This is a genomic window from Acinetobacter sp. UBA6720, from assembly GCF_002454215.1.
Taxonomy (GTDB): Bacteria; Pseudomonadota; Gammaproteobacteria; order Pseudomonadales; family Moraxellaceae; genus Acinetobacter.
In genome coordinates, this window is the sequence record NZ_DKIK01000140.1 from 22,984 (window position 1) to 43,906 (window position 20,923).

At 41.1% G+C, this 20,923-nt stretch carries 22 protein-coding genes; 7 read left to right on the forward strand and 15 right to left on the reverse strand.

The window, feature by feature from the left end:
• Positions 1-9 precede the first annotated feature (9 nt).
• Positions 10-441, forward strand: a complete 432-nt coding sequence (locus B4F08_RS11875; protein ID WP_291374461.1) for an Sbal_3080 family lipoprotein — start codon at positions 10-12, stop codon at positions 439-441.
• 52 nt (positions 442-493) lie between these two features.
• Here B4F08_RS11875 and purN read toward each other — a convergent pair whose 3' ends face one another.
• Positions 494-1,126, reverse strand: a complete 633-nt coding sequence (purN, locus tag B4F08_RS11880; RefSeq protein WP_291374462.1) for a phosphoribosylglycinamide formyltransferase — start codon at positions 1,124-1,126, stop codon at positions 494-496.
• Between the two features lie 5 nt (positions 1,127-1,131).
• Positions 1,132-2,202 carry a phosphoribosylformylglycinamidine cyclo-ligase gene (gene purM, locus B4F08_RS11885; RefSeq protein ID WP_086208297.1) on the reverse strand — a complete coding sequence of 357 codons (1,071 nt, stop codon included), beginning with the start codon at positions 2,200-2,202 and terminating at the stop codon, positions 1,132-1,134.
• A 132-nt stretch (positions 2,203-2,334) separates the two neighbouring features.
• On the opposite strand from purM, the gene cxpE reads away from it, so the two are divergent.
• From cxpE to B4F08_RS11905, 4 genes are all read left to right on the forward strand, one after another.
• Positions 2,335-3,555 carry a chloramphenicol efflux transporter CxpE gene (cxpE, locus tag B4F08_RS11890; protein ID WP_291374463.1) on the forward strand — a complete coding sequence of 407 codons (1,221 nt, stop codon included), beginning with the start codon at positions 2,335-2,337 and terminating at the stop codon, positions 3,553-3,555.
• A gap of 15 nt (positions 3,556-3,570) precedes the next feature.
• The gene (gene hda, locus B4F08_RS11895; RefSeq protein ID WP_086208295.1) at positions 3,571-4,275 is read left to right on the forward strand and encodes a DnaA regulatory inactivator Hda; all 705 of its coding nucleotides are present in this window, start codon (positions 3,571-3,573) and stop codon (positions 4,273-4,275) included.
• 123 nt (positions 4,276-4,398) lie between these two features.
• The gene (gene rbtA / locus B4F08_RS11900) at positions 4,399-6,204 is read left to right on the forward strand and encodes a rhombotarget A (protein WP_291374464.1); all 1,806 of its coding nucleotides are present in this window, start codon (positions 4,399-4,401) and stop codon (positions 6,202-6,204) included.
• Between the two features lie 16 nt (positions 6,205-6,220).
• On the forward strand, positions 6,221-8,641 hold the full coding sequence (locus B4F08_RS11905; RefSeq protein WP_291374465.1) for a CSLREA domain-containing protein: 2,421 nt from the start codon (positions 6,221-6,223) through the stop codon (positions 8,639-8,641).
• 76 nt (positions 8,642-8,717) lie between these two features.
• Here the strand turns inward: B4F08_RS11905 and B4F08_RS11910 are convergent, their stop codons facing one another.
• The 5 genes from B4F08_RS11910 to B4F08_RS11930 all read right to left on the reverse strand — a co-directional run bounded on the left by B4F08_RS11910 (position 8,718) and on the right by B4F08_RS11930 (position 12,005).
• Positions 8,718-9,122 (reverse strand): DUF3106 domain-containing protein, encoded by a 405-nt coding sequence (locus B4F08_RS11910; protein WP_086208292.1) that lies wholly within the window; start codon positions 9,120-9,122, stop codon positions 8,718-8,720.
• Complete coding sequence (locus B4F08_RS11915; RefSeq protein WP_004693889.1) at positions 9,112-9,429, reverse strand: hypothetical protein; 318 nt, start codon at positions 9,427-9,429, stop codon at positions 9,112-9,114. Before B4F08_RS11915 ends, B4F08_RS11910 begins: the two co-directional genes overlap by 11 nt.
• Positions 9,426-10,040: an RNA polymerase sigma factor gene (locus B4F08_RS11920; protein ID WP_291374499.1), complete on the reverse strand. Its 615-nt coding sequence runs from the start codon at positions 10,038-10,040 to the stop codon at positions 9,426-9,428. Before B4F08_RS11920 ends, B4F08_RS11915 begins: the two co-directional genes overlap by 4 nt.
• Before the next feature lie 161 nt (positions 10,041-10,201).
• Positions 10,202-10,978, reverse strand: coding sequence for a TrmH family RNA methyltransferase (locus B4F08_RS11925; protein WP_086208290.1), 777 nt, complete (start codon positions 10,976-10,978; stop codon positions 10,202-10,204).
• Positions 10,979-11,030: 52 nt separating this feature from the next.
• On the reverse strand, positions 11,031-12,005 hold the full coding sequence (locus tag B4F08_RS11930) for a class 1 fructose-bisphosphatase (RefSeq protein ID WP_291374466.1): 975 nt from the start codon (positions 12,003-12,005) through the stop codon (positions 11,031-11,033).
• A 181-nt stretch (positions 12,006-12,186) separates the two neighbouring features.
• Between B4F08_RS11930 and B4F08_RS11935 the strand changes: the two genes are divergently transcribed.
• Positions 12,187-12,387: an NF038105 family protein gene (locus B4F08_RS11935; RefSeq protein WP_086208288.1), complete on the forward strand. Its 201-nt coding sequence runs from the start codon at positions 12,187-12,189 to the stop codon at positions 12,385-12,387.
• 58 nt (positions 12,388-12,445) lie between these two features.
• On the opposite strand, the gene pal is transcribed toward B4F08_RS11935, so the two are convergent.
• The 6 genes from pal to ybgC all read right to left on the reverse strand — a co-directional run bounded on the left by pal (position 12,446) and on the right by ybgC (position 17,569).
• A complete protein-coding gene (gene pal / locus B4F08_RS11940) occupies positions 12,446-13,015 on the reverse strand; it encodes a peptidoglycan-associated lipoprotein Pal (protein ID WP_110974577.1) in 570 nt (189 codons plus the stop codon).
• Positions 13,016-13,063: 48 nt separating this feature from the next.
• On the reverse strand, positions 13,064-14,347 hold the full coding sequence (gene tolB / locus B4F08_RS11945; protein WP_291374500.1) for a Tol-Pal system beta propeller repeat protein TolB: 1,284 nt from the start codon (positions 14,345-14,347) through the stop codon (positions 13,064-13,066).
• A 326-nt stretch (positions 14,348-14,673) separates the two neighbouring features.
• Positions 14,674-15,981: a cell envelope integrity protein TolA gene (tolA, locus tag B4F08_RS11950; protein ID WP_291374467.1), complete on the reverse strand. Its 1,308-nt coding sequence runs from the start codon at positions 15,979-15,981 to the stop codon at positions 14,674-14,676.
• A gap of 3 nt (positions 15,982-15,984) precedes the next feature.
• On the reverse strand, positions 15,985-16,437 hold the full coding sequence (gene tolR, locus B4F08_RS11955; protein WP_291374468.1) for a protein TolR: 453 nt from the start codon (positions 16,435-16,437) through the stop codon (positions 15,985-15,987).
• Positions 16,437-17,135, reverse strand: a complete 699-nt coding sequence (tolQ, locus tag B4F08_RS11960) for a protein TolQ (RefSeq protein WP_086208283.1) — start codon at positions 17,133-17,135, stop codon at positions 16,437-16,439. Before tolQ ends, tolR begins: the two co-directional genes overlap by 1 nt.
• Positions 17,136-17,161: 26 nt before the next feature.
• Complete coding sequence (ybgC, locus tag B4F08_RS11965) at positions 17,162-17,569, reverse strand: tol-pal system-associated acyl-CoA thioesterase (protein WP_004693869.1); 408 nt, start codon at positions 17,567-17,569, stop codon at positions 17,162-17,164.
• A gap of 285 nt (positions 17,570-17,854) precedes the next feature.
• Here ybgC and B4F08_RS11970 point away from each other — a divergent pair, with 285 nt between their 5' ends.
• The gene (locus tag B4F08_RS11970; RefSeq protein ID WP_291374469.1) at positions 17,855-18,859 is read left to right on the forward strand and encodes a sensor domain-containing diguanylate cyclase; all 1,005 of its coding nucleotides are present in this window, start codon (positions 17,855-17,857) and stop codon (positions 18,857-18,859) included.
• 119 nt (positions 18,860-18,978) lie between these two features.
• Here the strand turns inward: B4F08_RS11970 and ruvB are convergent, their stop codons facing one another.
• Complete coding sequence (gene ruvB / locus B4F08_RS11975) at positions 18,979-19,986, reverse strand: Holliday junction branch migration DNA helicase RuvB (protein ID WP_114837111.1); 1,008 nt, start codon at positions 19,984-19,986, stop codon at positions 18,979-18,981.
• Positions 19,987-20,233: 247 nt separating this feature from the next.
• Complete coding sequence (gene ruvA / locus B4F08_RS11980; RefSeq protein ID WP_004693861.1) at positions 20,234-20,836, reverse strand: Holliday junction branch migration protein RuvA; 603 nt, start codon at positions 20,834-20,836, stop codon at positions 20,234-20,236.
• Positions 20,837-20,923: the final 87 nt, after the last annotated feature.

Genomic DNA, 20,923 nt, shown 5'->3' on the forward strand with positions numbered 1-20,923 from the left:
GGATTATAAATGCAGAAAGCCATTTATTCTTTATTTTTCATACTTCCGTTACTGGGATGTGCAAGCACTCAAGTCTCTCATTTGAATAATATTGATAAACGTGATTTAACGCATATTTGTATTGAACATAATCCTCAAGTTATTGTGGTTAACTTTGAAAATATTCTTATAAATGGTCTGGAAGCGCGTCATATCTCAACTCAAATTTATGATCGGACTAAACCTTTAGAATGTGTTTATGTCTTGAAATATGTGGCTTATCAAAAGTGGGATTTTTCAATGGTATTAACTAGAGCGGAATTAAGGCTTTATAAAGATGATCAATTGCTCGGTTTTGCTGAATATAAATTACATGCAGGTGGGTTGTTAAATCCAACGAAATATAAAAGTAATGAATCGAAAATCAATCCATTAATTAATCAGTTGTTAGAAAAGCATTAGAAATCATCATAAAAAAAACGCATCCGAGGATGCGTTTTTTTAATCTTAAAATTTATGGAAACTTGGCAAATTGCACAGGTTCATGCATGATTTGACCACGATATAACACAGCCTTTTCGGTATGCTGAATTGTACCTGTACAAATCCATTCCACCACTTGCGGGTAAATGACATGTTCAAGCACATGTACTCGGCTTGCTAGTGAATCGGCATTATCATGTACACTCACTTTCAGAACGCCTTGTGCTAAAGCCTGACCTGCATCAAGTTCAGCCGTCACATAGTGCACGGTACAGCCATGTAGTTGATCACCAGTATTCAGTACGCGCTGATGAGTATGCATCCCTTTGTAATACGGCAGAAGAGAAGGGTGAATGTTAATCATTTTTCCTTCCCAAGCACTAACAAATTTCTCACTTAAAATACGCATAAAGCCAGCAAGAACCACGAGATCAACATCCCAATCGAGCAATTGTTGATGCATAACATCATCAAAAGCTTCACGATTTGGATATTGCTTGTGTTCAATCACTGCTGTTGCAATACTTGCATTTCCAGCACGCTGTAGCGCATAGGCTTCAGGTTTGTTGGAAATAACGCCTACAATTTTTCCTGAAAGGTTGGCATCAATCAAAGCCTGAAGGTTTGATCCATTTCCTGAAACCAAAACAGCAATTTTAATCATATGAATTAAGCGAAAACGACACGGATTTTTTCGTCTGCGCCTTCAACTGACTCAGCATTGTCTACAATATGACCCATGGTGAATGCTTTTTCGCCAAGCTCATTCAGTAATTTAACTGTTTTGTCAGCGTCAGCAGCATCGACAACTAAAACCATACCTACGCCACAGTTAAATGTGCGATACATTTCAAACTGTTCAACACCACCTTCACGTTGAAGAAGTTTAAACAATTCTGGCCATTCCCAAGATGCTTCATTGACAACAGCTTGAGCACCATTTGGTAATACGCGTGGTAAGTTACCAGGTAAACCGCCACCTGTAATATGTGCCATTGCATGAACATCAACTTCTTTTAAAAGTTGAAGAATAGGCTTCACATAAATACGAGTTGGTTCCATTGCCGCATCGGCAAGTGGGCGGCCATCAACAATTTGAGTTAAATCAATATTCTTAACATCTAAGATTTTACGAAGTAGAGAGTAACCGTTTGAGTGTGCACCTGAAGATGCAACACCAACTAAAACATTACCTGCTTTAACTTTAGAGCCATCAATAATTTTGCTTTGCTCAACCACGCCTACGCAGAAACCGGCTAAGTCATAATCTTCGCCTTCATACATGCCAGGCATTTCAGCAGTTTCACCGCCAACCAATGCACAACCAGCAAGTTCACAGCCTGCACCAATACCAGTGACTACGTTTGCTGCAACATCAACATTTAGGTGACCTGTTGCGTAGTAGTCAAGGAAGAATAATGGCTCAGCGCCACAGACAAGAAGATCGTTTACACACATTGCAACCAAGTCTTGACCAATTGTGTCATGACGGTTCAAATTCAATGCTAAACGTAATTTTGTACCAACACCGTCTGTGCCTGATACGAGAACAGGTTCTTCATAACCTTTAGGGATTTTACAAAGTGCACCGAAGCCACCTAGTCCGCCCATTACTTCAGGACGAGTAGTACGCTTCGCGACAGATTTAATACGATCGACTAACGCGTCGCCCGCTTCAATGTCGACACCTGCATCTTTGTAGCTTAAACCAGTGTTTGGGGTAGAAGTTGAGTTGCTCATAATGAAGTCTCCGCATTCGCGGGGCGATTATACCTGAATATACGAAACACATATGTTATTTCTGCGCTAAAATGTTATCTTTACTAAAATATTTTTCTCAATAACGATTAAATCTGAAAAAGGCGAGATTGCATGCAAGATCGTACACTGAAGCGTTTCTTTATTTTGGCAGGTATAGCACTTATTCTCTGGGTGTTGTATTTACTCAAACCTGTCGTTTTACCTTTTATTGGTGCATTTTTAGTCGCTTATCTGTTTAGCCCATTAGTCGATAAACTGCATAAAATTGGTTTACCGCGTTGGCTATCTATCAGTGCTGTTTTTATCGGTATTGGCGTTGTCATTACATTAGCATTTTGGTATTTGGTTCCGTTGATTTGGGAACAGTTAATGTATGCCAAAAATAGTATTCCTTCAGGTATACATTGGGCAAATTATAAATTCCTCCCTTGGCTTTCAGACAGCTTTAATTTAGTTCCTATGGAATTGGATGTTGATCAAATTTCAGCGGCTATTATGGAATACGTACAAACCAATTATAGTGCGGACAGCATTCAAGCGATGATTGCTAAATTGGCGCAATCTGGTTTGAACTTTATTCAAATTGGCGGTACGGTGGTTCTGATTCCGATTATTGCATTCTATTTTCTATTAGATTGGGATCGCATGCTGGATAGTTTCCGTCGCCTGATTCCAAGAGCCTACGAGCAAAGGACACTTGTCATCGTTAGAGAGTGCCATAGCGTACTGGGTGCTTTTGTTAAAGGTCAGTTCTTGGTGATGGTGCTTTTGGGTGTGGTCTATGCTGTTGGTTTACAGCTTATTGGGCTTGAGGTCGGTTTAATTATCGGTATGGTCGCAGGCCTATGTAGTATTATTCCTTATCTAGGTTTTGCTGTTGGTATTATTGCGGCTGTTATTGCAAGCTTATTCCAATTTGGTATTGACTGGATGCAGCTACTGCTAGTTGGTGTGGTCTTTATGATTGGTCAAGCTGTAGAAGGCTATATCCTGCAACCGTTCTTGCTAGGCGATAAAATTGGACTGTCTCCAGTGGCAGTTGTATTTGCGGTTCTAGCAGGTGCTCAGTTGGGCGGAATTTTGGGGATGTTGATTGCATTGCCTGTAGCTGCTGTGATTGTGGTTTTATTGAGACATGCACGTGAGTTTTACGAAAATAGCCCTATGTATGGAACACCAGCACTTATTTCACAAGATTCGACAACAGGTTCAATTAGCATTGAAACTGATCAGGTTGAAGTTGATATTGAATTAAAAAATCGGATGGTAAAAGATCAGCAAGCATCTGAAAATTCTAGTAAGATTGATCAAGTCGACCATAAAGAACTTTAGGACAAATACCCCCCTATGCGTCAATTGCAATTAGATATTGAACCTCAACTCGATGCTCGGATCAGTGATTTTTCTGGGCCAGGGTGGGGGCATGTTATAGATGCAATTCGTCAGTTACATGCGGGTTTAATGAATCGTTTCTATGTCTATGGTGGTGCAGGTTCGGGGAAAAGTCATTTGCTCTCAGCAATTTGCGATTCCTATCTGGAAATTGGAAAAACAGCAATTCAAGTTTCATTGCTTGAGTTGCTTGATGCTCCGACTGAAGCAATTACCTCTTTAGAACGTTTTGATCTGGTCGCTTTAGATGATATTGAAGCCATTAGTGGAGTACCACATTGGCAAAAAGCAGTTTTCCATCTAATCAACTATAACAATGAAGAAGGTGGACAGTTGGTGTTCTCTTCTCGGGTTGCTCCCATTGAGTTAAAACTTGAGTTACCTGATTTGCAGTCACGTTTAACCCAAGCGGTAAGTGTGAAAGTCCCAAATGGTAGTTTGTATGCTGACCGATCGACACTGGTGATGTCAGTTCTTTCACGTCGTGGGATTCATATGGATCAACAAATTATTGATTATTTACTTGCACATGGTCCGCATCAAACCTCGATATTATTACAAAGCTTGGAACAGTTGATTCAGTTATTGAAGGGAGAGAAAACCAAATTAAGTAATGCAAACTTAAGACAGATTTATGCGTTGATTGACGAATATCGGTAAATCATAATATTACTTGAGAAATTGTTCGAGCTGTGACAGAGTACGGAAAATTGTTAGGTGTTGCAGGGATTATGCAACCTAAGAATAAAAAGAAAAGATAAAATAAAAAGCAAGGAGATCGTTATGCTCAAGAAGAGCATAGGTGTAGCTACGCTATTGATGGCGAGTCATGCCTACTCAGACAATATTAAGGTCACGACCACTGCAGATATTGTCAAAAATGACACGGAATGTTCACTTCGCGAAGCTATCGAATATATTAATCAAGACATGCCAGAAGCTGGATATTATGGTTGTGGTGGTAAAGATGCTATTTCAACAATTTTGCTTGAAAAAAATAAAACATATTTACTAAACAATCACTTAAGCATAAAAAAAGATATGACGCTGAGAACTACATACGATAGTTCTGTTGGGGATGACATTGTTCAGGGTGTAAGTAATGCCTTTTTAAAAATGAATGGACAAGATAATATTTTACGAGTTGATAATGATCAAAGCGCTTTAATTCGTGTGAATTTAAAAGAAGTGAGTTTGCAAGGCTGTGAACAAGAGTGTGGTGTTGGGCAAGGCGGGCTAATTTATAATAATGAATATTTAAGTCTAGAATATGTCAAATTAACGGGTGGTTTTGCTGAGCAAGGTGGTGCTATTTATAATGTTGCAACCTTGTTGGCAGATGGGATCAGTCGAAGTATAGTAGAAATTCGCTCGAGTTTGGTCGAGAAGAACCAAGCGCTACAAGGGGCAATATTGTATGGTGGTGCACCTTCTTTTCGCATATCTAATTCTGTTTTCAAAGAAAATAAAACAACAAACAGTACAAGTGCCAATATTTATTCTTTAAATAATGCGACTGTTAACGAAGATTCTACCTTATTGACATTAACATCACGTCTTGTCAGTAGTACCTTTGTCAAAAATACGGGCTATGTCGTCAATGTTCGTGATGGTATGGCTTTGAACAATTTAACTGTCGTTGGCAATAGTAAAGGTATTTACTTTGATGCTGCTGCAAACATGGCTTATTTGGCGAATAGTATTGTACTTGGCAACATTGAAAATACAATTGCAGAAAACTGTGCTGGAAATGTTACTAAAGCCGTGCTTCAGAATAATCTTGTTACACAAGAGGATTGTGGAAGTGGTGTAAATTATTATCCCAATGAGTTTTGGTCGGGTCCTCTGATTGCAGGCAATGATGTTGTTGGCGATTGTAAGACGATGTCTGAAGATGGGGATAGCTTACTGTGTCCATATAAGGTACCTAATCAGAAATTTTTAGGTTATATACGCCCACGTATCTTAATGAGTCAAATGCATTGGCTAGATTCACCAATTGTGAATAAAGGTAAAGTAGTTGTGAATTCAACTGATACTCTGATTGAATGTGATGACTCTGATCAACGAGGCGTAAACCGAAATAGCAACGACACGTTTTGCGACCGAGGCGCAATTGAAATTGAAGTCCCTACCAGCATTAGTCTGATTGGTCAGGATTTAATCTCTGGCCAAGTTGCCAAGCTTTCAGTTGCAGATTTGCTAGGGGATAGTGATTTATTGTCTAAAACTGAATGTGCGACCTTGTTCAACTCAGTCAAGGCGCCTAATGGCGAGGAATGGCAACCGGGTTGTATGCGTGTACAGCAGACTCAAACTGTTTCCAAGGGCAAAGTTATTATTGATGAGCAAGGGAATATCACCTATAAGCCAAATGGATCATGGCATGGTGCAGATATTTTTAGATTGCAACTTGTGACCACAACAACACGCTTTGATGAGCATGTTCCGTTCATTGAAGTGAATGTTCAAATTGTGCAAGAACCACAAAATCATATGGAAAGTGACAAAATTAAAACCTCTGGAGGAAGCACTGGAATTCTTAGCTTACTCGGGTTGTTTGCATTAATTTTGCTGCGTCGAAAATAAAAAGAAAAGGCCAAACATGAAATATTTTAAGAAAGGACTGTTAGGAGCCGTGGTGGTCGCGAGCATGGCTCTAATTGCAGCGGAAGATAAGACCATTCATGTCAATACATTTGAAGATGAAGATAATGTGAACATGGATCAATGCTCACTCCGTGAGGCAATTAAAACAGCGAGTCTCAACAAGGCTTATGGGGGCTGCACAGCTGGAAATACAGGTTCTGGTCAGACAGATTATATACAATTAAAAGCTGGTACATATAAGTTGGATAAAGAAATCATACCTGAATCTAAGGTTGTGATTTTAGGAAAAAGTCCATATTTAGATCGTGAGAAAAGCCCAATTAGTTTTAAGTATCCAGCACTAGGTGAGTTGACTTCACGAATTGATGCGGCTGGGAAATCACGTTTATTTAACACCATCACACAGAGTAGTCTAACACTTGAAAATGTAGTTTTAGAAAATGGTTACTCATCAGATGAAGGTGGGGCTCTGCTTATTGGTGGAGCATTAACCCTCAACAATAGTCAGATTTTAAACTCAAAATCTGCTAAGAAAGGTGGGGCATTATATTTAGTTGGATCAGGGGAACATCAACTGTCTGTTAATAACAGTGTGTTGCAGGGTAATCAGGCGAATGTTGGTAGTATTCTTGCAATGCAGTGCAATGCAGGTCTTTTGGATGTGAAGGCTAATCTAGAATTTAGGGCGAGTAGTTTTATTGCGAATGGACTGACATCGAGTCTCAGTGCATTTGACTTCTGCGGGAATCCTAAAGTTGCCATGAGTAATAATACTGTGGCAAAAAACATTGCGAGTCCTACAAACGGAAGTATTATTTATGCCATCAATACTCGTGAACATAATTTAAGTCTAGAAAGTAGTTTTATCCTTTCAAACAATACCATTGTGGAAAATAGTGCAGCAGGTGTTCTGGATTATGATGATTCTGGTGATAAATCTTTATATTACAATGTGCTTGCATATAACCAATACAAGTCGTGCCGTTATTTAGGATCACAGACTTTGTCGGATAAGTATGATGCTGGTGTGACAGTTGCTTATAACGCTTTTGATACAAGTACAAGCCAGTGTGAGTTCGCTGAAGGTGCAAGGGTTGTAAGTAATTCGGTTGATACCAATATTGATGTTAAAAATGTTGCTATGTCTAGCTTACTGAGTTCATTAACTGAACCATCAAAGTATAATTTATTTCGACAAATGTACTTCCCGAAAGTCAATGGGGGAGGTATTGATTTGTTAGATACCAACAGCAAATTAGACTGTAATAGTAGTGATCAGCGTGGCTTAGATCGTATTGTTGATGGAACCTTGATGTTGGCTCCAGAAGATGCCAATAGTTGCGATATTGGTTCTGTTGAACTTCGTCGCTTGGCGGCGGCAGACATTACTGATTTGAAAAACACCTCACATGTAGAGCGTCTACAAGCTTATGAAGATAATATTAAGGAATTAGAAGATTTAATTGCCAATAAAAATACTAACCCTGACTTTCTAGTTGAGTTTAATGAGGAGTTACAACGCTATAAAGCACTTTTATCCGCGACAAAAACTGATCAAAAATACCGTGCGATTTATGTCGATCCATTCCTTTTTATACTTCAAGATGAAGCTGTGATTAATTCTGCTGATGGAACATCAGCTTTAAAAGAACCCAATACAGATAATTATGCGATTATTGAAACTAAGGTTTTGGGTGTTGGAACACTCAGTGCTACAGGCGGTGTCCTTGATACTTCTAAACTCAGGGCTGATCCAACATTGCGTTGTGAATGGAAAGATGATTTAAAACAAATCATGATTTATCGAACAGATGGTCAACCTACCAATAGTTCTGAATATGTCTATTGTCAATATACTGTTCAGAGTAAGTCAACACAGGCAACATCGTCAGGAATTTTAAAAGCTGAATTTAGCAATATTCAACCAATTGCCAAAACAGACGAATACACATTGAATTACGGTGGAACATTAAAATTAAATATAAACCCACTTTCCAATGATAGTGATGACGGTGATGGCCCTGTTAGCACTGTGGCTTCAGAATATCAGCGACCAGCATTTTACCAAGATGCTAATGGTGAAAATCTTGCAATTCGTATTGTTCGTCAAGATGCAGGTATCAATATTAAACCAGAGCGTACAGGACCGTGTCCTGGAGAGTATGAGAAATATGTATGTTATGGCGGTAATATTGAAGTTGAAGTGCGCAATAATTTCAGCCCATTCCCCTATGAGATTGAATATGTAATTTATGATGCTGAGGCTGAAGAGTCTAAATCTGCGATGATCTACTTTAAAAATACTGCTAAAAATACCAATAAAGAATCAAGTGGCGGTGGAGGCGGTTCGATCGGTGGTTTAGGGGTGATAGGGTTATTGTCATTGGTGTGGTTAAGACAACGCCGTAAAATTTAGAATTAAAATAAAAAATGCCTCAATTGAGGCATTTTTTATGAACTTGAGAGCAGTAGGTCATAAGTTTTGACTGAACTTAATGTGTGCTGTTATGGTTATTGATGTATTTATTAATATATTCATTACGAATGTTTACACGTTCATTTGCATCAGCTTTTTGCATGCGAATGCCTAAATCACGTCGCTCTTGGGTGCTCATCTGTTGCCATGTATCACGCATTTTCTGCTTTTCTTGCTCAGGTAGCTGAGTGAACCAATCCATACGTTGTTGAAGTGCGGCACTTTGCGCATCTGGGAGTTCTTTGAGGGACTGGTAGCGTTGAATTAACGCACGCTGTTCTTCTTCAGATAGCGATTCCCACGTTTCAGATACTTGTGTATCGGCATCTTTGGAAAAAATCCAAAAACGTTCAAAACCTGCAAAACTGGTTTGTAAAAAACCCAGTGTACAAAGCGCAAAAGCGACACGTTTAGCTGCCATGTGGAACGGTGTCCTCACCTAAAACCAATAACATTTCTAAATCTTCAACCATCTGTGGTGAAAGTTTCGGAGTCGAAACTACTTGGTTGTGTGGTTTTTCATCGAGAGTTACAGAGTTTGGAAGAACCACGAAACCTGCAATAGCCGCAGCTAAAGCAAAACCAGACATTTTCCAAAGGCCATAACGTGAGGACTTTTGATCTTGAATATCATCAAGAACATGTTGCATCACCACGGGTTTATTTTTGTGGTGCTGCGCGAGTCCATCAAGTTTGGAGGTTACTTGCTTTAAGAAATCATCTTTCATTCGGATGATCCTCCTAGATGTGGATTCAAATGTGCGAGAGCTTGGCGTAAGCCTTGAATCGCACGATGGTAATGCGTTTTAACACTGCCTTCAGAGCAATTCATGATTTGTGCAGTAGTTGCAGTATCAAAACCTTCCCATGCACGTAACATAAATGCTTGCTGTTGACGAACTGGAAGGCTCGCAATGGCTTCTTGAATTTCATCAGCAGTAACAGCTTGACTTAAAAAGTCTGATGGATTTAGCGCTCTTTCATCAACCACATCATTGACTTCAAGATCGTCATCATCAAGACTGACTTTTTTGAAGAAAGAAAAGGGTTGTGCTCGACGTGTTTCTTTACGACGCCAATCCTGTAATTTGTTGGTTAAAATGGTATAGAACAGGGGATACCATTCTTCCGTAGAACGATCTGCATAAGACTTATGCAGAGAAATAAAGGCTTCTTGCACCAAATCCATGGCAATGCCATGTTGGTTTTGTGTTGCACTTTCCATCATCACTAATGCACGACCAGTCACTTCTTGCATAAAGCTTTTCAGGCGAGACTCAGCGGTACTCTTAAGAATACTCGAATCTTGCGCTTTAGACTGTTTGGGTGCTAAATCCATAGAGATGGAAAATCCTGTCATTGGATACCCACCATTATTTCCTCGATCATGTGCCTATAACGTTGGAAATAATGGTTTGGTTGACAACACAACTAATTATTTTTTCTAGTGTAATCTATTTTTTCAGCTGAACCGACTTTAATTAATATAACTTAACGATTTTAAAGTCGCTGTCGTACCATTTCAAAGAAACAAATTGAACCTGCAATTGCCACATTAAGAGACTCTTGACCACCTGGTTGTGGAATGCTAACTGCTTGGGCATGGGCCAAAGCAAAATCAGAAACACCTTGACCTTCGTTACCTAAGATCCAGACACAAGCTTGGGTTAAATCTTTTTGATACAGGCTTTCAGCTTGATGTGAGCTGGTGACATACACTGGAATTTCAAAGCGCTCGAGTACATCTTCGATGGCAACGTTTTCATAGGTGTTGAGCGAGAAATGCGCTCCCATACCAGCGCGTAATACACGTGGCGACCAAAGTGATGCTGAGCCTTTGGTGCAGATCACTTGTTTAATCCCTGCAGCAGCTGCGGAGCGGAGGAGTGTACCGACATTACCTGGATCTTGAATATTTTCCAAAATCAGGGTGTCTAAGCTAAAGTCTACGCTTTGGCTTGAACTTGGTAAGTCTACAACTGCCAAGAAGGGCAAAGTGGTCCCCAATGTGCTTAAGTCTCGATACAGGCTTTCAGCAATGACAAAAACAGCACCTTCATATTCATCTAAAATATCGCAAATATCAGGGTGTTCGAGTGCATTTTCAGTGGTGAAAATAGAATTGAGTTTCTTCTTTTTTTCAACCCAAGCTAAGCCTAAGTGTGTCCCTTCAAGCACGGTTTGACCTTGCTTTTTACGGTAACTACTTTGTTCGATTAAACCACGCAGATGTTTAATCTTTGGGTTGTCTTTTGATTCAAGAAAAACGATTGACATGAGGGAGACTCGTGCGCATAACGCGTTAGATGGTTATGCGCATTTTAAAAAATTAGTTGTGGTAGCCAGTCACTAAATCGACTTCGTTTTTAGAACCAATAATCACAGGGACACGTTGGTGTAGGTCAGTCGGTTGAATGTCTAAAATACGAACGCGACCCGTTGTAGATGCACCGCCAGCCTGTTCAATTAACATACTCATTGGGTTTGCTTCATACATTAGACGAAGACGACCTGCTTTTGTCGGATCTTTTAAGTCGTATGGATACATGAAAATACCACTACGGCAAAGAATACGGTGAATGTCGCCCACCATACATGCAACCCAACGCATGTTGAAGTCTTTCTCACGCGGACCTGTTTTACCTGCAAGAAGTTCTTCAATATAACGTTTTACTGGATTCTCCCAGTGACGTTGATTGGATGAGTTAATTGCATATTCTTTGGTATCTGCTGCTACTTGAATATTTTCAGAAGTGAGCAAGAATTGTTGAGTTTCAGGATCGAAAGTGAAAAACACAGTACCTGCACCGACTGTTAACGCTAACATGGTGGATGGACCATAGAGCACATAACCCGCAGCAACTTGCTGGTTGCCTGCTTGCATAAAGTCTTCAGCTTGAGTTACTGCATTTTTTGCAGGCAAGATTGAGAAAATAGTACCCACGCACATATTAATGTCGATGTTGCTTGAACCATCAAGAGGGTCAAATAACACTAAATATTTGCCATTTTCTTGAGCTGGGGTGAATTCATCTAATTCTTCAGAGGCTAAACCACCAACCTGTGGGTGTACTTTTAAAGCATCAATTAAATAGTCATTTGAAATCACATCTAATTTTTTTTGTTCTTCACCTTGCACATTTTCATTTTGTGCACTGCCCAAAACTCCTGCTAAGGCACCTTTTTGCAAAGCTTGATCAATGGTCTGGCAAGTGTTAGCAATTGTGCTAATCACTTGAGCCAATTCAGGCGTAAGATTTCCCGTTTGTTGTTCTAAGAATTGGGACAGATTGAGATATGACATAAGGGGGAAGGCTCCACTAAAACTTGAATACATAATAAAATCAACTTTGCGCTATATTTTAGTCGAGAACGAGGCAAAAGAACAATTAAACTCGACTATTTGCTGTGATTTTACCCTTGCAAGTCTTGTGGAAAGTGCTATGTTGATGAAAGGAACATCAGGTAAAAATAGGAGCACAACAATGACTACGCAAAAATTTGATGCGACTCCAACGCCGAGCGAAGGGATTACTCTAGATGACATTTCAGCGGATAGTGTAAAAAAAGCATGGCAAGATTATGAAGCCAAAGCTGAGTACAAAAAGTTCAATAAGCATGACATGATTGAGTCTATGCAACACGCTGAAGAGTCTGACCAAGATCCCAAGCCTGAACAAGTTTAGTCATAAAAAAAAGCGCCCACGAAATTGAGCGCTTTTTTTATAGCTGAAGAAACGACTACTATTTTAATAGTGGCGGTACAGCTTCGTAGTTAATTTCTACGCGACGGTTTTCTTTCCATGCATTTTCATCATGACCGGCATTGATAGGCATTTCTTTACCATAGCTAACAGCTTCAAGTTGGTTTGGACTTACACCTGTAGTGATTAAGAAACTCTCAACAGCTTTAGCACGACGTTCGCCTAATGCCATGTTGTACTCACGTGTACCGCGTTCATCGGTATGGCCTGTTAACGCTACGCGAGAGTTTGCATTAGCCATGAGGAACTGAGCATGTGCTTGCAAAGTTTGATAGTCTTCATTACTGAGTTCGCTACTATCATAGTCAAAGTGAACAACACGTTTTGCTAAAAATGCTTTGTTGGCTTCAGTCACACCTTTTGCTGATGCACCTGCAAGATTTTGTGCATTTAATGCAGCATCTTCACTTAGACCTTGTGTGTTGACTGTGGTGGCACCATTTGGATTTTGACCCGCCTCAATTGTTGCTGCTGGTTTACGACTTGCACAACCAGTCATAACTAGAGCAGTTGCTAAAATCGGAAGGGCTAAAAGTTTGATTGATTTCATTCTTCATCTCCATGAAAACTGATGATTACTAAAAAAGACAGTTAAAAATTATTTAGGCGCCCAAGCGGGTTCGCGTACTTCACCTTGTTCGCTTGGAAGGTTCATACGGAAGCGTCCATCCAATGACATGATCGAGAGCAAACCACGTGAGCCTTCACGTGTGGCATAGACCACCATTTGTCCGTTTGGCGAAAAACTTGGTGATTCATCCAAACTGGTTGGCGTTAAAATATTGGTGACACTTGAGTTTAGGTCTTGAATCGCGACTTTATAGTTACTGCCACTTGGACGGTGTACTAGTGCCAGTTTTTTGCCATCGGCACTGAGTGTGCCACGTGCATTGAATGCGCCACGGAAAGTTAGGCGTTTATAGATACTGCTGTCGAAGTCGTAACGATAAATCTGCGCAGAGCCACCACGGTCAGACGTGAAAATAAATGATTTGCCATCAGGAGCATAACGCGCTTCAGTATCAATCGCACTGTCATTGGTCATACGTTGTAACTGACGGGTTTCCAAGTTCATTTGGTAGATTTCAGGGTTGCCATGCATAGATGCCGTAAACAACATGCTCTTACCATCTGGTGAGAAACTTGGCGCACCATTAAGACCACGGAAGCTGGCAAGTTTTTCTCGTGTACCTGTAGAAAGGTCTTGAACGTAAATTGCGGGGCGTTTAGTTTCAAATGACACATAGGCAATTTTCTTGGCATCTGGAGTCCAAGCTGGTGATAAAATTGGATCACGTGACGTTAAGATCGTCCGAGGTTGCTCACCATCGGTATCGGCAATTTGAAGTGTATAGCGTTGTTCTGGCGTAGCTGGATTACGTAGTACATAAGCAATCCGTCCGCTAAAGTCACCAGGAATACCTGTAAGTGCTTGATAGATAGCATCACTAATCATGTGTGCGGCAGAGCGCACACGGGATGCTGGAACGGTTAATAATTCATTTAAAAGGTATTGTTGTTTCTGGACATCATAAAGTTGGTACTGGACTTCGAAACCGCCATTTGCAGCAGGCTTAACTGTACCAGTCACCACATACGGTACACCAGCTGCCTGCCAGTTAGCTGCATTAGGTGTGTTCATACTGGCTGTCGCGGGTAGATTTTTTGAGGAACTGGTGAATTTTCCTGAGCGATTTAAATCCGTTTCAATAATAGGATAAAGACTGCTGTCATTGCTAAATGGCACGATTGCAATTTTCGGTGCTTCTTCAGGTGCTTTTGCAATTTCTAAATGAAGCTGGGCATGTGCTTGAGTCACTAAGACTGGGCTAAAAGCAGTTAAAATAGCTAGGCTAAGAAGGTGTTTACGCGTCATTTCCATCATTCGTTATTTACTCAAACAAACGTCTTTTATTGTGGATTTAATTGTTCTACATAATGGCATGATTTTCTAATATTGAAAGCATGAAATTATGATTGATCTGTTATAACACTGTGAAAAGTGAGTACGAATTAAGTGGTTTAAGCGTAAATAGGAAAAGGAATCACCCGATCAAGGTCATAGATGTACGGAAACGGTTATGGAATAGCTGAAACATCAAATAATTTTGATGTGTAAAGTTGACGTACTTTTAGGTCATAGAACGCTACAAAAACTTCATATTGTGCTCAAAATAAATATCCCCTGATTTTGTTCAGGGGATATTTTTATTTCGCAGTAAATGATGAAGTAAAACTTTGAGCTTGTCTGCGCGCCTCTGGGTCTGATGGCATAGGGTAGGGTGCAGCAGAACGAACCGCGGCTTCAACACTGGCTTTCATGTCTGGGTCGCTAGAACTCACAATGACGGACCGCACAGTACCATTATCTGATAGCGTCACACGTGCTGTCGCTGTTTTCCCACTTGAGCCGGCAGGGGTATCCCATGCACGCTTAATTTTATTTTCAAAGTCTCGTTTTGCCGTGGACGCAATTTGTTTGGCCTCAGCTTTCTTTTGTGCAGCTTCTTCGGCAGCCTGTTTTGCAGATGAAGCACGTGCTTCTTCAGCCGCACGCTCTTTTGCTTCGGCATCGGCTTTACGTTTTGCATCAGCGGCAGCCTTGGCTTTTTCTGCATCTGCTTTGGCTTTTGCATCAGCATTTGCCTTAGCTTTATCCGCATCGGCCTTACGTTTCGCATCAGCGTCGGCTTTGGTTTTCGCTGCATCTGCTTTAGCTTTAGCATCGGCATTTGCCTTGGCTTTATCGGCATCTGCTTTAGCCTTCGCATCAGCGGCGACTTTTGCTTTGTCCGCATCGGCTTTACGTTTTGCATCAGCAGCAGCCTTGGCTTTATCTGCATCCGCTTTAGCCTTTGCATCCGCCGTAGCTTTAGCTTTATTTGCATCAGTAATTTGTTGCTGCTTTTTAGCGAGATCAGCTTTCTTCTGTGCTTCAAGCTTCGCTTTTTGTACAGCTTCCGCTTTTTTCAATGCTTCTAAGTTTGCTCGGTGTTTTGCATCTGCTTCGGCTTTTGTGGCAGCATCCAGTTTGGCTCTTTCAGCAGCTTTCGCTTGTTCGGCAGCTCGGGCTTCGGCACGCTCTTGCTGTGCTTTAAGTTTTTCAGCTTCAGCCTTCGCACGTGCTTCTAACTGCTTTTGCATTTCTGCTTTACGCGCTGCCACTTCAGCGGCTTTGGCATCCGCAACTGCTTTTTGAGTATCGACCTTTGGCACAACTGGTGTTATAGGTGGTGTGGTTGGAATAACAGGTGCAGGCTCTACAGTGGGGGGAGCCGTTTGTGTGATTTCTTTGGCTACATTTTCATGTGCTGTTTCAGTAAACTCTGTTTCTTCAAGCGTAACAGGCTTTAAGTCCTCGGGTTTAATCAGAACAGTCTTGATTTGCTTCGGTGGCTCAGGTGGTTTACTCATACCAAGATAAAGTAAGCCAACAACAGCAATCACATGGATACCAAAGGTAAATCCAAGCGCGATGGCTTTTTGTTTAAAAGGTGGCTTTTTAAAATCTTTCATAAATTACTTTAATGGCTCTGTGAGTAATCCAACTTGGGTGAGACCCGCTTCTTGTAGACTGTTCATAAGTGACATGACTTCGCCATAAGAGCGAGACTGTTCACCTTCTACAACAACAGTTAAAGTTTTGTTTTCAGCCTGAGCTTGTTGTTGTGCTTCACTTAAAATAGACGTCAATTCAGATAAAGCCAAAGGTCCAGTTGAACTATGCGTTTTATATTTAAGAAAATAGCGACCTTCTTTATCTAAGCTGACCATTGCAGGTGCATCTTTTGATTCAATAGGATTGCCATTGGCTTGTGGCAGATCGACATTGATGCCACTGGTAATCATGGGTGCAGTCACCATGAAGATGACTAATAATACGAGCATGACGTCAATATATGGGACGACGTTCATCTCACTTTTTAGTGGTTTTTTAATGCGCTCGAAGCGTCCTGAACGTTGAATTGCCATTAGTCATGTTCCTTAGTTTCACCCAAAGACTGACGTTGTAATAACGCAACCATTTCCTCTGCAAATAAAGCACGATCGGAGTAAACCGTTTCGCCTTTTCCTGTGTAATGGTTAAATGCCAATACTGCGGGAATAGCAGCAAATAAACCAATCGCTGTAGCAATGAGTGCTTCAGCAATACCTGGTGCAACTGTTGCAAGGGTGACTTGATCTACGTCAGCTAAACCAATGAACGCATTCATGATGCCCCACACGGTACCAAATAAACCGACATAAGGGGCAACAGAACCAATGCTGGCCAAAGCACCTAAGCCTTGTTCAAGTTGGCTTTGGTCACGACTTAGCCCTACACGTAAAATACGTTCTGTACCTTCAATGGTTTGTGCTGGTGCAGCATTGCGTTTTTTTAGTTTTAAAAACTCCCCCAAACCTTGATAGAAAATGTCCTCAAGGCCGACACGTTTGGAGTTAAGTTGCGCATTGTTATATAGCGTATTCAGCTCAGCACCCGACCAAAAAATTTTTTGGAAATGCTCATCGTCTGCCTGTGCTTTTTTATAACTCATGTGTAACTTGGCAATCAGATACCAGCTAAACAGCGAGGCCAAAAGTAAAGCCAGCATTATCAGTTGTACGACAGGGCTTGCTTGTAAAATTAGATCTGAAACTTGAAGAGATGATTCGAGTTGAGTTGCCATAGTTACTACATGTGCCAATAATTTTTTTAGTCTTGTCCTAATTCTTTTAGAATCAGTTCGCGGATTTCATCGGGAAGTCGACGTGGTTTCATTTCTGAACTGATACATGCCAATTCGACCTCACCAGATGCAAGCATGATTTCACCACGATAAATATTTTGTTGCAACACAAATGACGTAGCCTTACACGAAACAACACTTGCTGTAACAGTAATTAAATCATCCATTAAAATTGGACGTGAATATTTCACATTAATTTTGTGTACAACGAAGTTATAGTCTTTTTGATGCCAGTAATGATCTACACCAGAAGCACGTAACCACTCGGTACGAGTACGTTCCATAAAGCGAATATGATTGGCGTGGTAAACAATGCCACCTGCATCAGTATCTTCAATATAGACACGAATGTTGAATTCAAATTTATTCGCCATGAGAGTATTCCGTTTTTCCAGTTTTACGAGTCGATTTAGATTGACTTGGCGCTTTTATATTTAAGGACATGGTCTTAAAATTGGTGCACGTCAAAGTACTAATGCGTCGCAGTTTAGCATTATGAGATTTCACTCCAATGGCACAAGATGTCAAATATTCTGCTTCGTGACCGCTTGAGTTACATGTGGTGAAAATATGGATTGGGTGTGATAATTTGATCCATGCTGTACTCAGCTATATTTCATTTTTTAAATAGCCCCAAATTTTACGTGTTTATAGATTTTATGAGCCATAACGATCAACCTACACCTTCGCAACTCATGTCTGTGATTCAGACGCAAACAGCAATCGCAAAGCTTGGTTTAGATCTCAATGCGGTTATGACCTTGGTTGCTGAACAAGCGCAGCAGATTACCAATGCGAAAGGTGCTGTGGTCGAACTCGATGAAGATGGAGATATGGTTTATCGTGCTGTATCTGGCGGAGCTGCACATTTATTAGGCTTGCGGCTGTACAAATTAAACAGCTTGTCAGGTTTATGTGTGGAGCAAAATACCACTTTATATTGTAGCGATAGTGAAAATGATCCCCGAGTAGACCGTGAAGCATGTCGTCGCGTTGGTTTAAGATCGATGGCTGTTGTACCGTTGACACATTGCGGTGAAGCGGTGGGCGTACTTAAAATTTATTCTGAAGAAGTAGAAGCCTTTAAAGAGGGTGATTTACAGCTTTTAAGTCTGATGTCAGAGTTAATCGCAGCAGCCATGTATCATGCCACAAAGTTTGGTGCGCAGGAGTTATATAAACTTGCAACCCAAGATCATCTAACCGGTTTATCCAATCGTGCATTATTTTTAGATTATTTAAGACAAGGCGTGATGCAGGCTCAGAAATATGGGAAGCAGATTGGCGTTTTAATGATTGATATGGATGGTCTAAAAAGTATCAATGATCAATTTGGGCACCGCATGGGAGATGTTGCACTAAAGGAAATTGCGCATCGTATTAAAAATAATACGCGACAAGAAGATTTAGTTGCGCGGTTGGGTGGTGATGAGTTTGCGGTGATCTTAAGCAGTGTTGCGAACCGAGACTTAGCAACATCCGCCATGAATCGAATTGCAGAGGCGTGTGGTCTCCCTTTTCGATTTGAGCAGTTAGACCTAAAAATAGGGGCAAGCATTGGACTTGCCATCTACCCTGAGGATGCTTTGGGGATAGAGCCTTTAATTGAATTTGCAGATCAACAAATGTATTCACAGAAAAGACAACGTAAGACCGTGCAATGACATAATGTCTGGGATCAATCAAAATCATCAGGCTGAGTGATCAACCTGATGGGATGAACTGTGATCTTAAAGTTACTGTTGGCTTAGACGTCTAAGTTTTTGATCACATTATTCTACTTTTATTTGTCCTTCGGTTCAGGCGGTGTCATGCCAAACTGTAAATACGCCATATTGGTGGCAATACGCCCCCGAGCGGTGCGCATGACATAACCTTGTTGAATCAAATACGGTTCAATCACGTCCTCTAATGTACCTGAGTCTTCAGCCATCGCTGCTGCCAAAGCTTCTACACCGCCAGGGCCACCATCAAAACGTTCAAGTAACATACTCAAATAACGACGGTCTAAAGTATCTAAACCGTCTTTGTCGACATTGAGCATATCGAGTGCGCGTTGCGCCATATCTTGTGTCACTTCACCTGTACCTTTGACTTGCGCATAGTCACGGACTCGACGTAGTAAACGGTTGGCGATACGCGGTGTACCACGAGAACGACGTGCAATTTCTGCTGAACCTTCTCGCGTAATCGGTACATCCATCAAATTGGCTGAACGAGTCACAATATGCGTTAAGTCCGTGACCGAATAGAACTCAAGGCGTTGCACAATACCAAAGCGATCACGAAGAGGAGAAGTAAGTAAACCTGCACGTGTGGTTGCTGCAACTAAAGTGAAAGGAGGTAGGTCGAGTTTAATGGAACGAGCCGCGGGACCTTCACCAATCATAATGTCGAGTTGATAGTCTTCCATCGCAGGGTACAGAATTTCTTCAATCACAGGGGAAAGACGATGAATTTCATCAATAAATAGCACATCACCTTCTTCAAGGTTTGTCAGCATGGCTGCCAAATCCCCAGCACGTTCTAGTACAGGGCCCGAAGTCGACTTGAGGTTTCCCCCCATTTCACGGGCAATAATATTGGCCAGTGTAGTTTTACCCAGTCCCGGTGGACCAAAAATTAAGGTGTGATCAAGGGCTTCACCACGACCCCGGGCTGCACCAATAAAGATTTCCATTTGTTCACGAACCACGGGCTGACCGATGTAGTCATCGAGTGAGGTCGGGCGGATTGCGCGGTCGATATGATCTTCGGGTTTTTCGGAACCACCGATGAGACGGTCTTGCATATAGTTAAATCAATCTCTGGCTGAACTTTCGAGGCACAGCCTCAAATGATGATTTGTGTTTAGGTACCATTGTGTAGGCATTGCCTTACTTTTGAAAGATCAAAATGAGGGCTTTTAAATATATTTAAAAGTCCGCAAGTAAATCTTATGTTGGATTGAGGATATGTCCTTATATCCCAATCCAACATGGCGACATCCATGTCGCCTTCGTGTATCCAATTTAGGTGTAATGGTGTGTCTATTTGAATTATTTATTCATGGATTTGAGAGCAGCACGGATGATGTCACTTGCTTCAGTGAAATCACCTTTTGCAGCATTGACCAATTTCTGTGCTTCTAGAGGTTTGTACCCTAAAGACTGCAATGCAGCTTCGGCTTCTGCAACGGCAGAGTTGCCTGTGAACTGGATTTGTTCAACGGTTGAGTTGCTTGGTGCTGTGCCTGAAGACATCGCTTTAAAGCGATCACGTAGCTCAATCATCAAACGTTCAGCGGTTTTTTTACCCACGCCCGGTACTTTAACCAGGGTATTGATATCTTCATGTTCAACGGTATGAATGAGCATATCGACACTGAGTGTGGACAGAATGCCTAAAGCCATTTTAGGGCCGACACCATTGACCTTTAACAGCGTGCGAAAAATGATTTTTTCTTGTTGATGTAGAAAGCCATAAAGCAGTTGAGCATCCTCACGCACGGCAAGGTGCGTCCATAAGGTAATTTTCTGGCCTTTTTGTAGTTGGCAGAAGGTCGTCAGTGGTGTATCAATTTCATAACCGACACCATTTACATTTAAAAGTACGGTGGGTGCTTCTAGTGCGAAGACTTCACCAATAAGACATCCGATCATGTTGTGTGATTCACTTTTTTTATCAATGGTTGCATAGTAGTGAGCATTGCGTAGAAAGGCAAAAGGCTCACGAAAAATTGAGTTCGG

Bases quoted from the DNA above. Each gene is read 5' to 3' on its own strand.
- B4F08_RS11910 (WP_086208292.1), bottom strand. From the start codon at position 9,122: ATGGCAGCTAAACGTGTCGCTTTTGCGCTTTGTACACTGGGTTTTTTA.
- B4F08_RS11905 (WP_291374465.1), top strand. From the start codon at position 6,221: ATGAAATATTTTAAGAAAGGACTGTTAGGAGCCGTGGTGGTCGCGAGC.
- B4F08_RS11970 (WP_291374469.1), top strand. From the start codon at position 17,855: ATGAGCCATAACGATCAACCTACACCTTCGCAACTCATGTCTGTGATT.
- ruvB (WP_114837111.1), bottom strand. From the start codon at position 19,986: ATGCAAGACCGTCTCATCGGTGGTTCCGAAAAACCCGAAGATCATATC.
- pal (WP_110974577.1), bottom strand. From the start codon at position 13,015: ATGAAATCAATCAAACTTTTAGCCCTTCCGATTTTAGCAACTGCTCTA.
- hda (WP_086208295.1), top strand. From the start codon at position 3,571: ATGCGTCAATTGCAATTAGATATTGAACCTCAACTCGATGCTCGGATC.
- ruvA (WP_004693861.1), bottom strand. From the start codon at position 20,836: ATGATCGGATGTCTTATTGGTGAAGTCTTCGCACTAGAAGCACCCACC.
- tolR (WP_291374468.1), bottom strand. From the start codon at position 16,437: ATGGCAATTCAACGTTCAGGACGCTTCGAGCGCATTAAAAAACCACTA.
- tolB (WP_291374500.1), bottom strand. From the start codon at position 14,347: ATGGAAATGACGCGTAAACACCTTCTTAGCCTAGCTATTTTAACTGCT.
- B4F08_RS11915 (WP_004693889.1), bottom strand. From the start codon at position 9,429: ATGAAAGATGATTTCTTAAAGCAAGTAACCTCCAAACTTGATGGACTC.
- B4F08_RS11925 (WP_086208290.1), bottom strand. From the start codon at position 10,978: ATGTCAATCGTTTTTCTTGAATCAAAAGACAACCCAAAGATTAAACAT.
- tolQ (WP_086208283.1), bottom strand. From the start codon at position 17,135: ATGGCAACTCAACTCGAATCATCTCTTCAAGTTTCAGATCTAATTTTA.
- B4F08_RS11930 (WP_291374466.1), bottom strand. From the start codon at position 12,005: ATGTCATATCTCAATCTGTCCCAATTCTTAGAACAACAAACGGGAAAT.
- B4F08_RS11920 (WP_291374499.1), bottom strand. From the start codon at position 10,040: ATGGATTTAGCACCCAAACAGTCTAAAGCGCAAGATTCGAGTATTCTT.
- B4F08_RS11875 (WP_291374461.1), top strand. From the start codon at position 10: ATGCAGAAAGCCATTTATTCTTTATTTTTCATACTTCCGTTACTGGGA.
- purM (WP_086208297.1), bottom strand. From the start codon at position 2,202: ATGAGCAACTCAACTTCTACCCCAAACACTGGTTTAAGCTACAAAGAT.
- ybgC (WP_004693869.1), bottom strand. From the start codon at position 17,569: ATGGCGAATAAATTTGAATTCAACATTCGTGTCTATATTGAAGATACT.
- rbtA (WP_291374464.1), top strand. From the start codon at position 4,399: ATGCTCAAGAAGAGCATAGGTGTAGCTACGCTATTGATGGCGAGTCAT.
- cxpE (WP_291374463.1), top strand. From the start codon at position 2,335: ATGCAAGATCGTACACTGAAGCGTTTCTTTATTTTGGCAGGTATAGCA.
- tolA (WP_291374467.1), bottom strand. From the start codon at position 15,981: ATGAAAGATTTTAAAAAGCCACCTTTTAAACAAAAAGCCATCGCGCTT.
- B4F08_RS11935 (WP_086208288.1), top strand. From the start codon at position 12,187: ATGACTACGCAAAAATTTGATGCGACTCCAACGCCGAGCGAAGGGATT.
- purN (WP_291374462.1), bottom strand. From the start codon at position 1,126: ATGATTAAAATTGCTGTTTTGGTTTCAGGAAATGGATCAAACCTTCAG.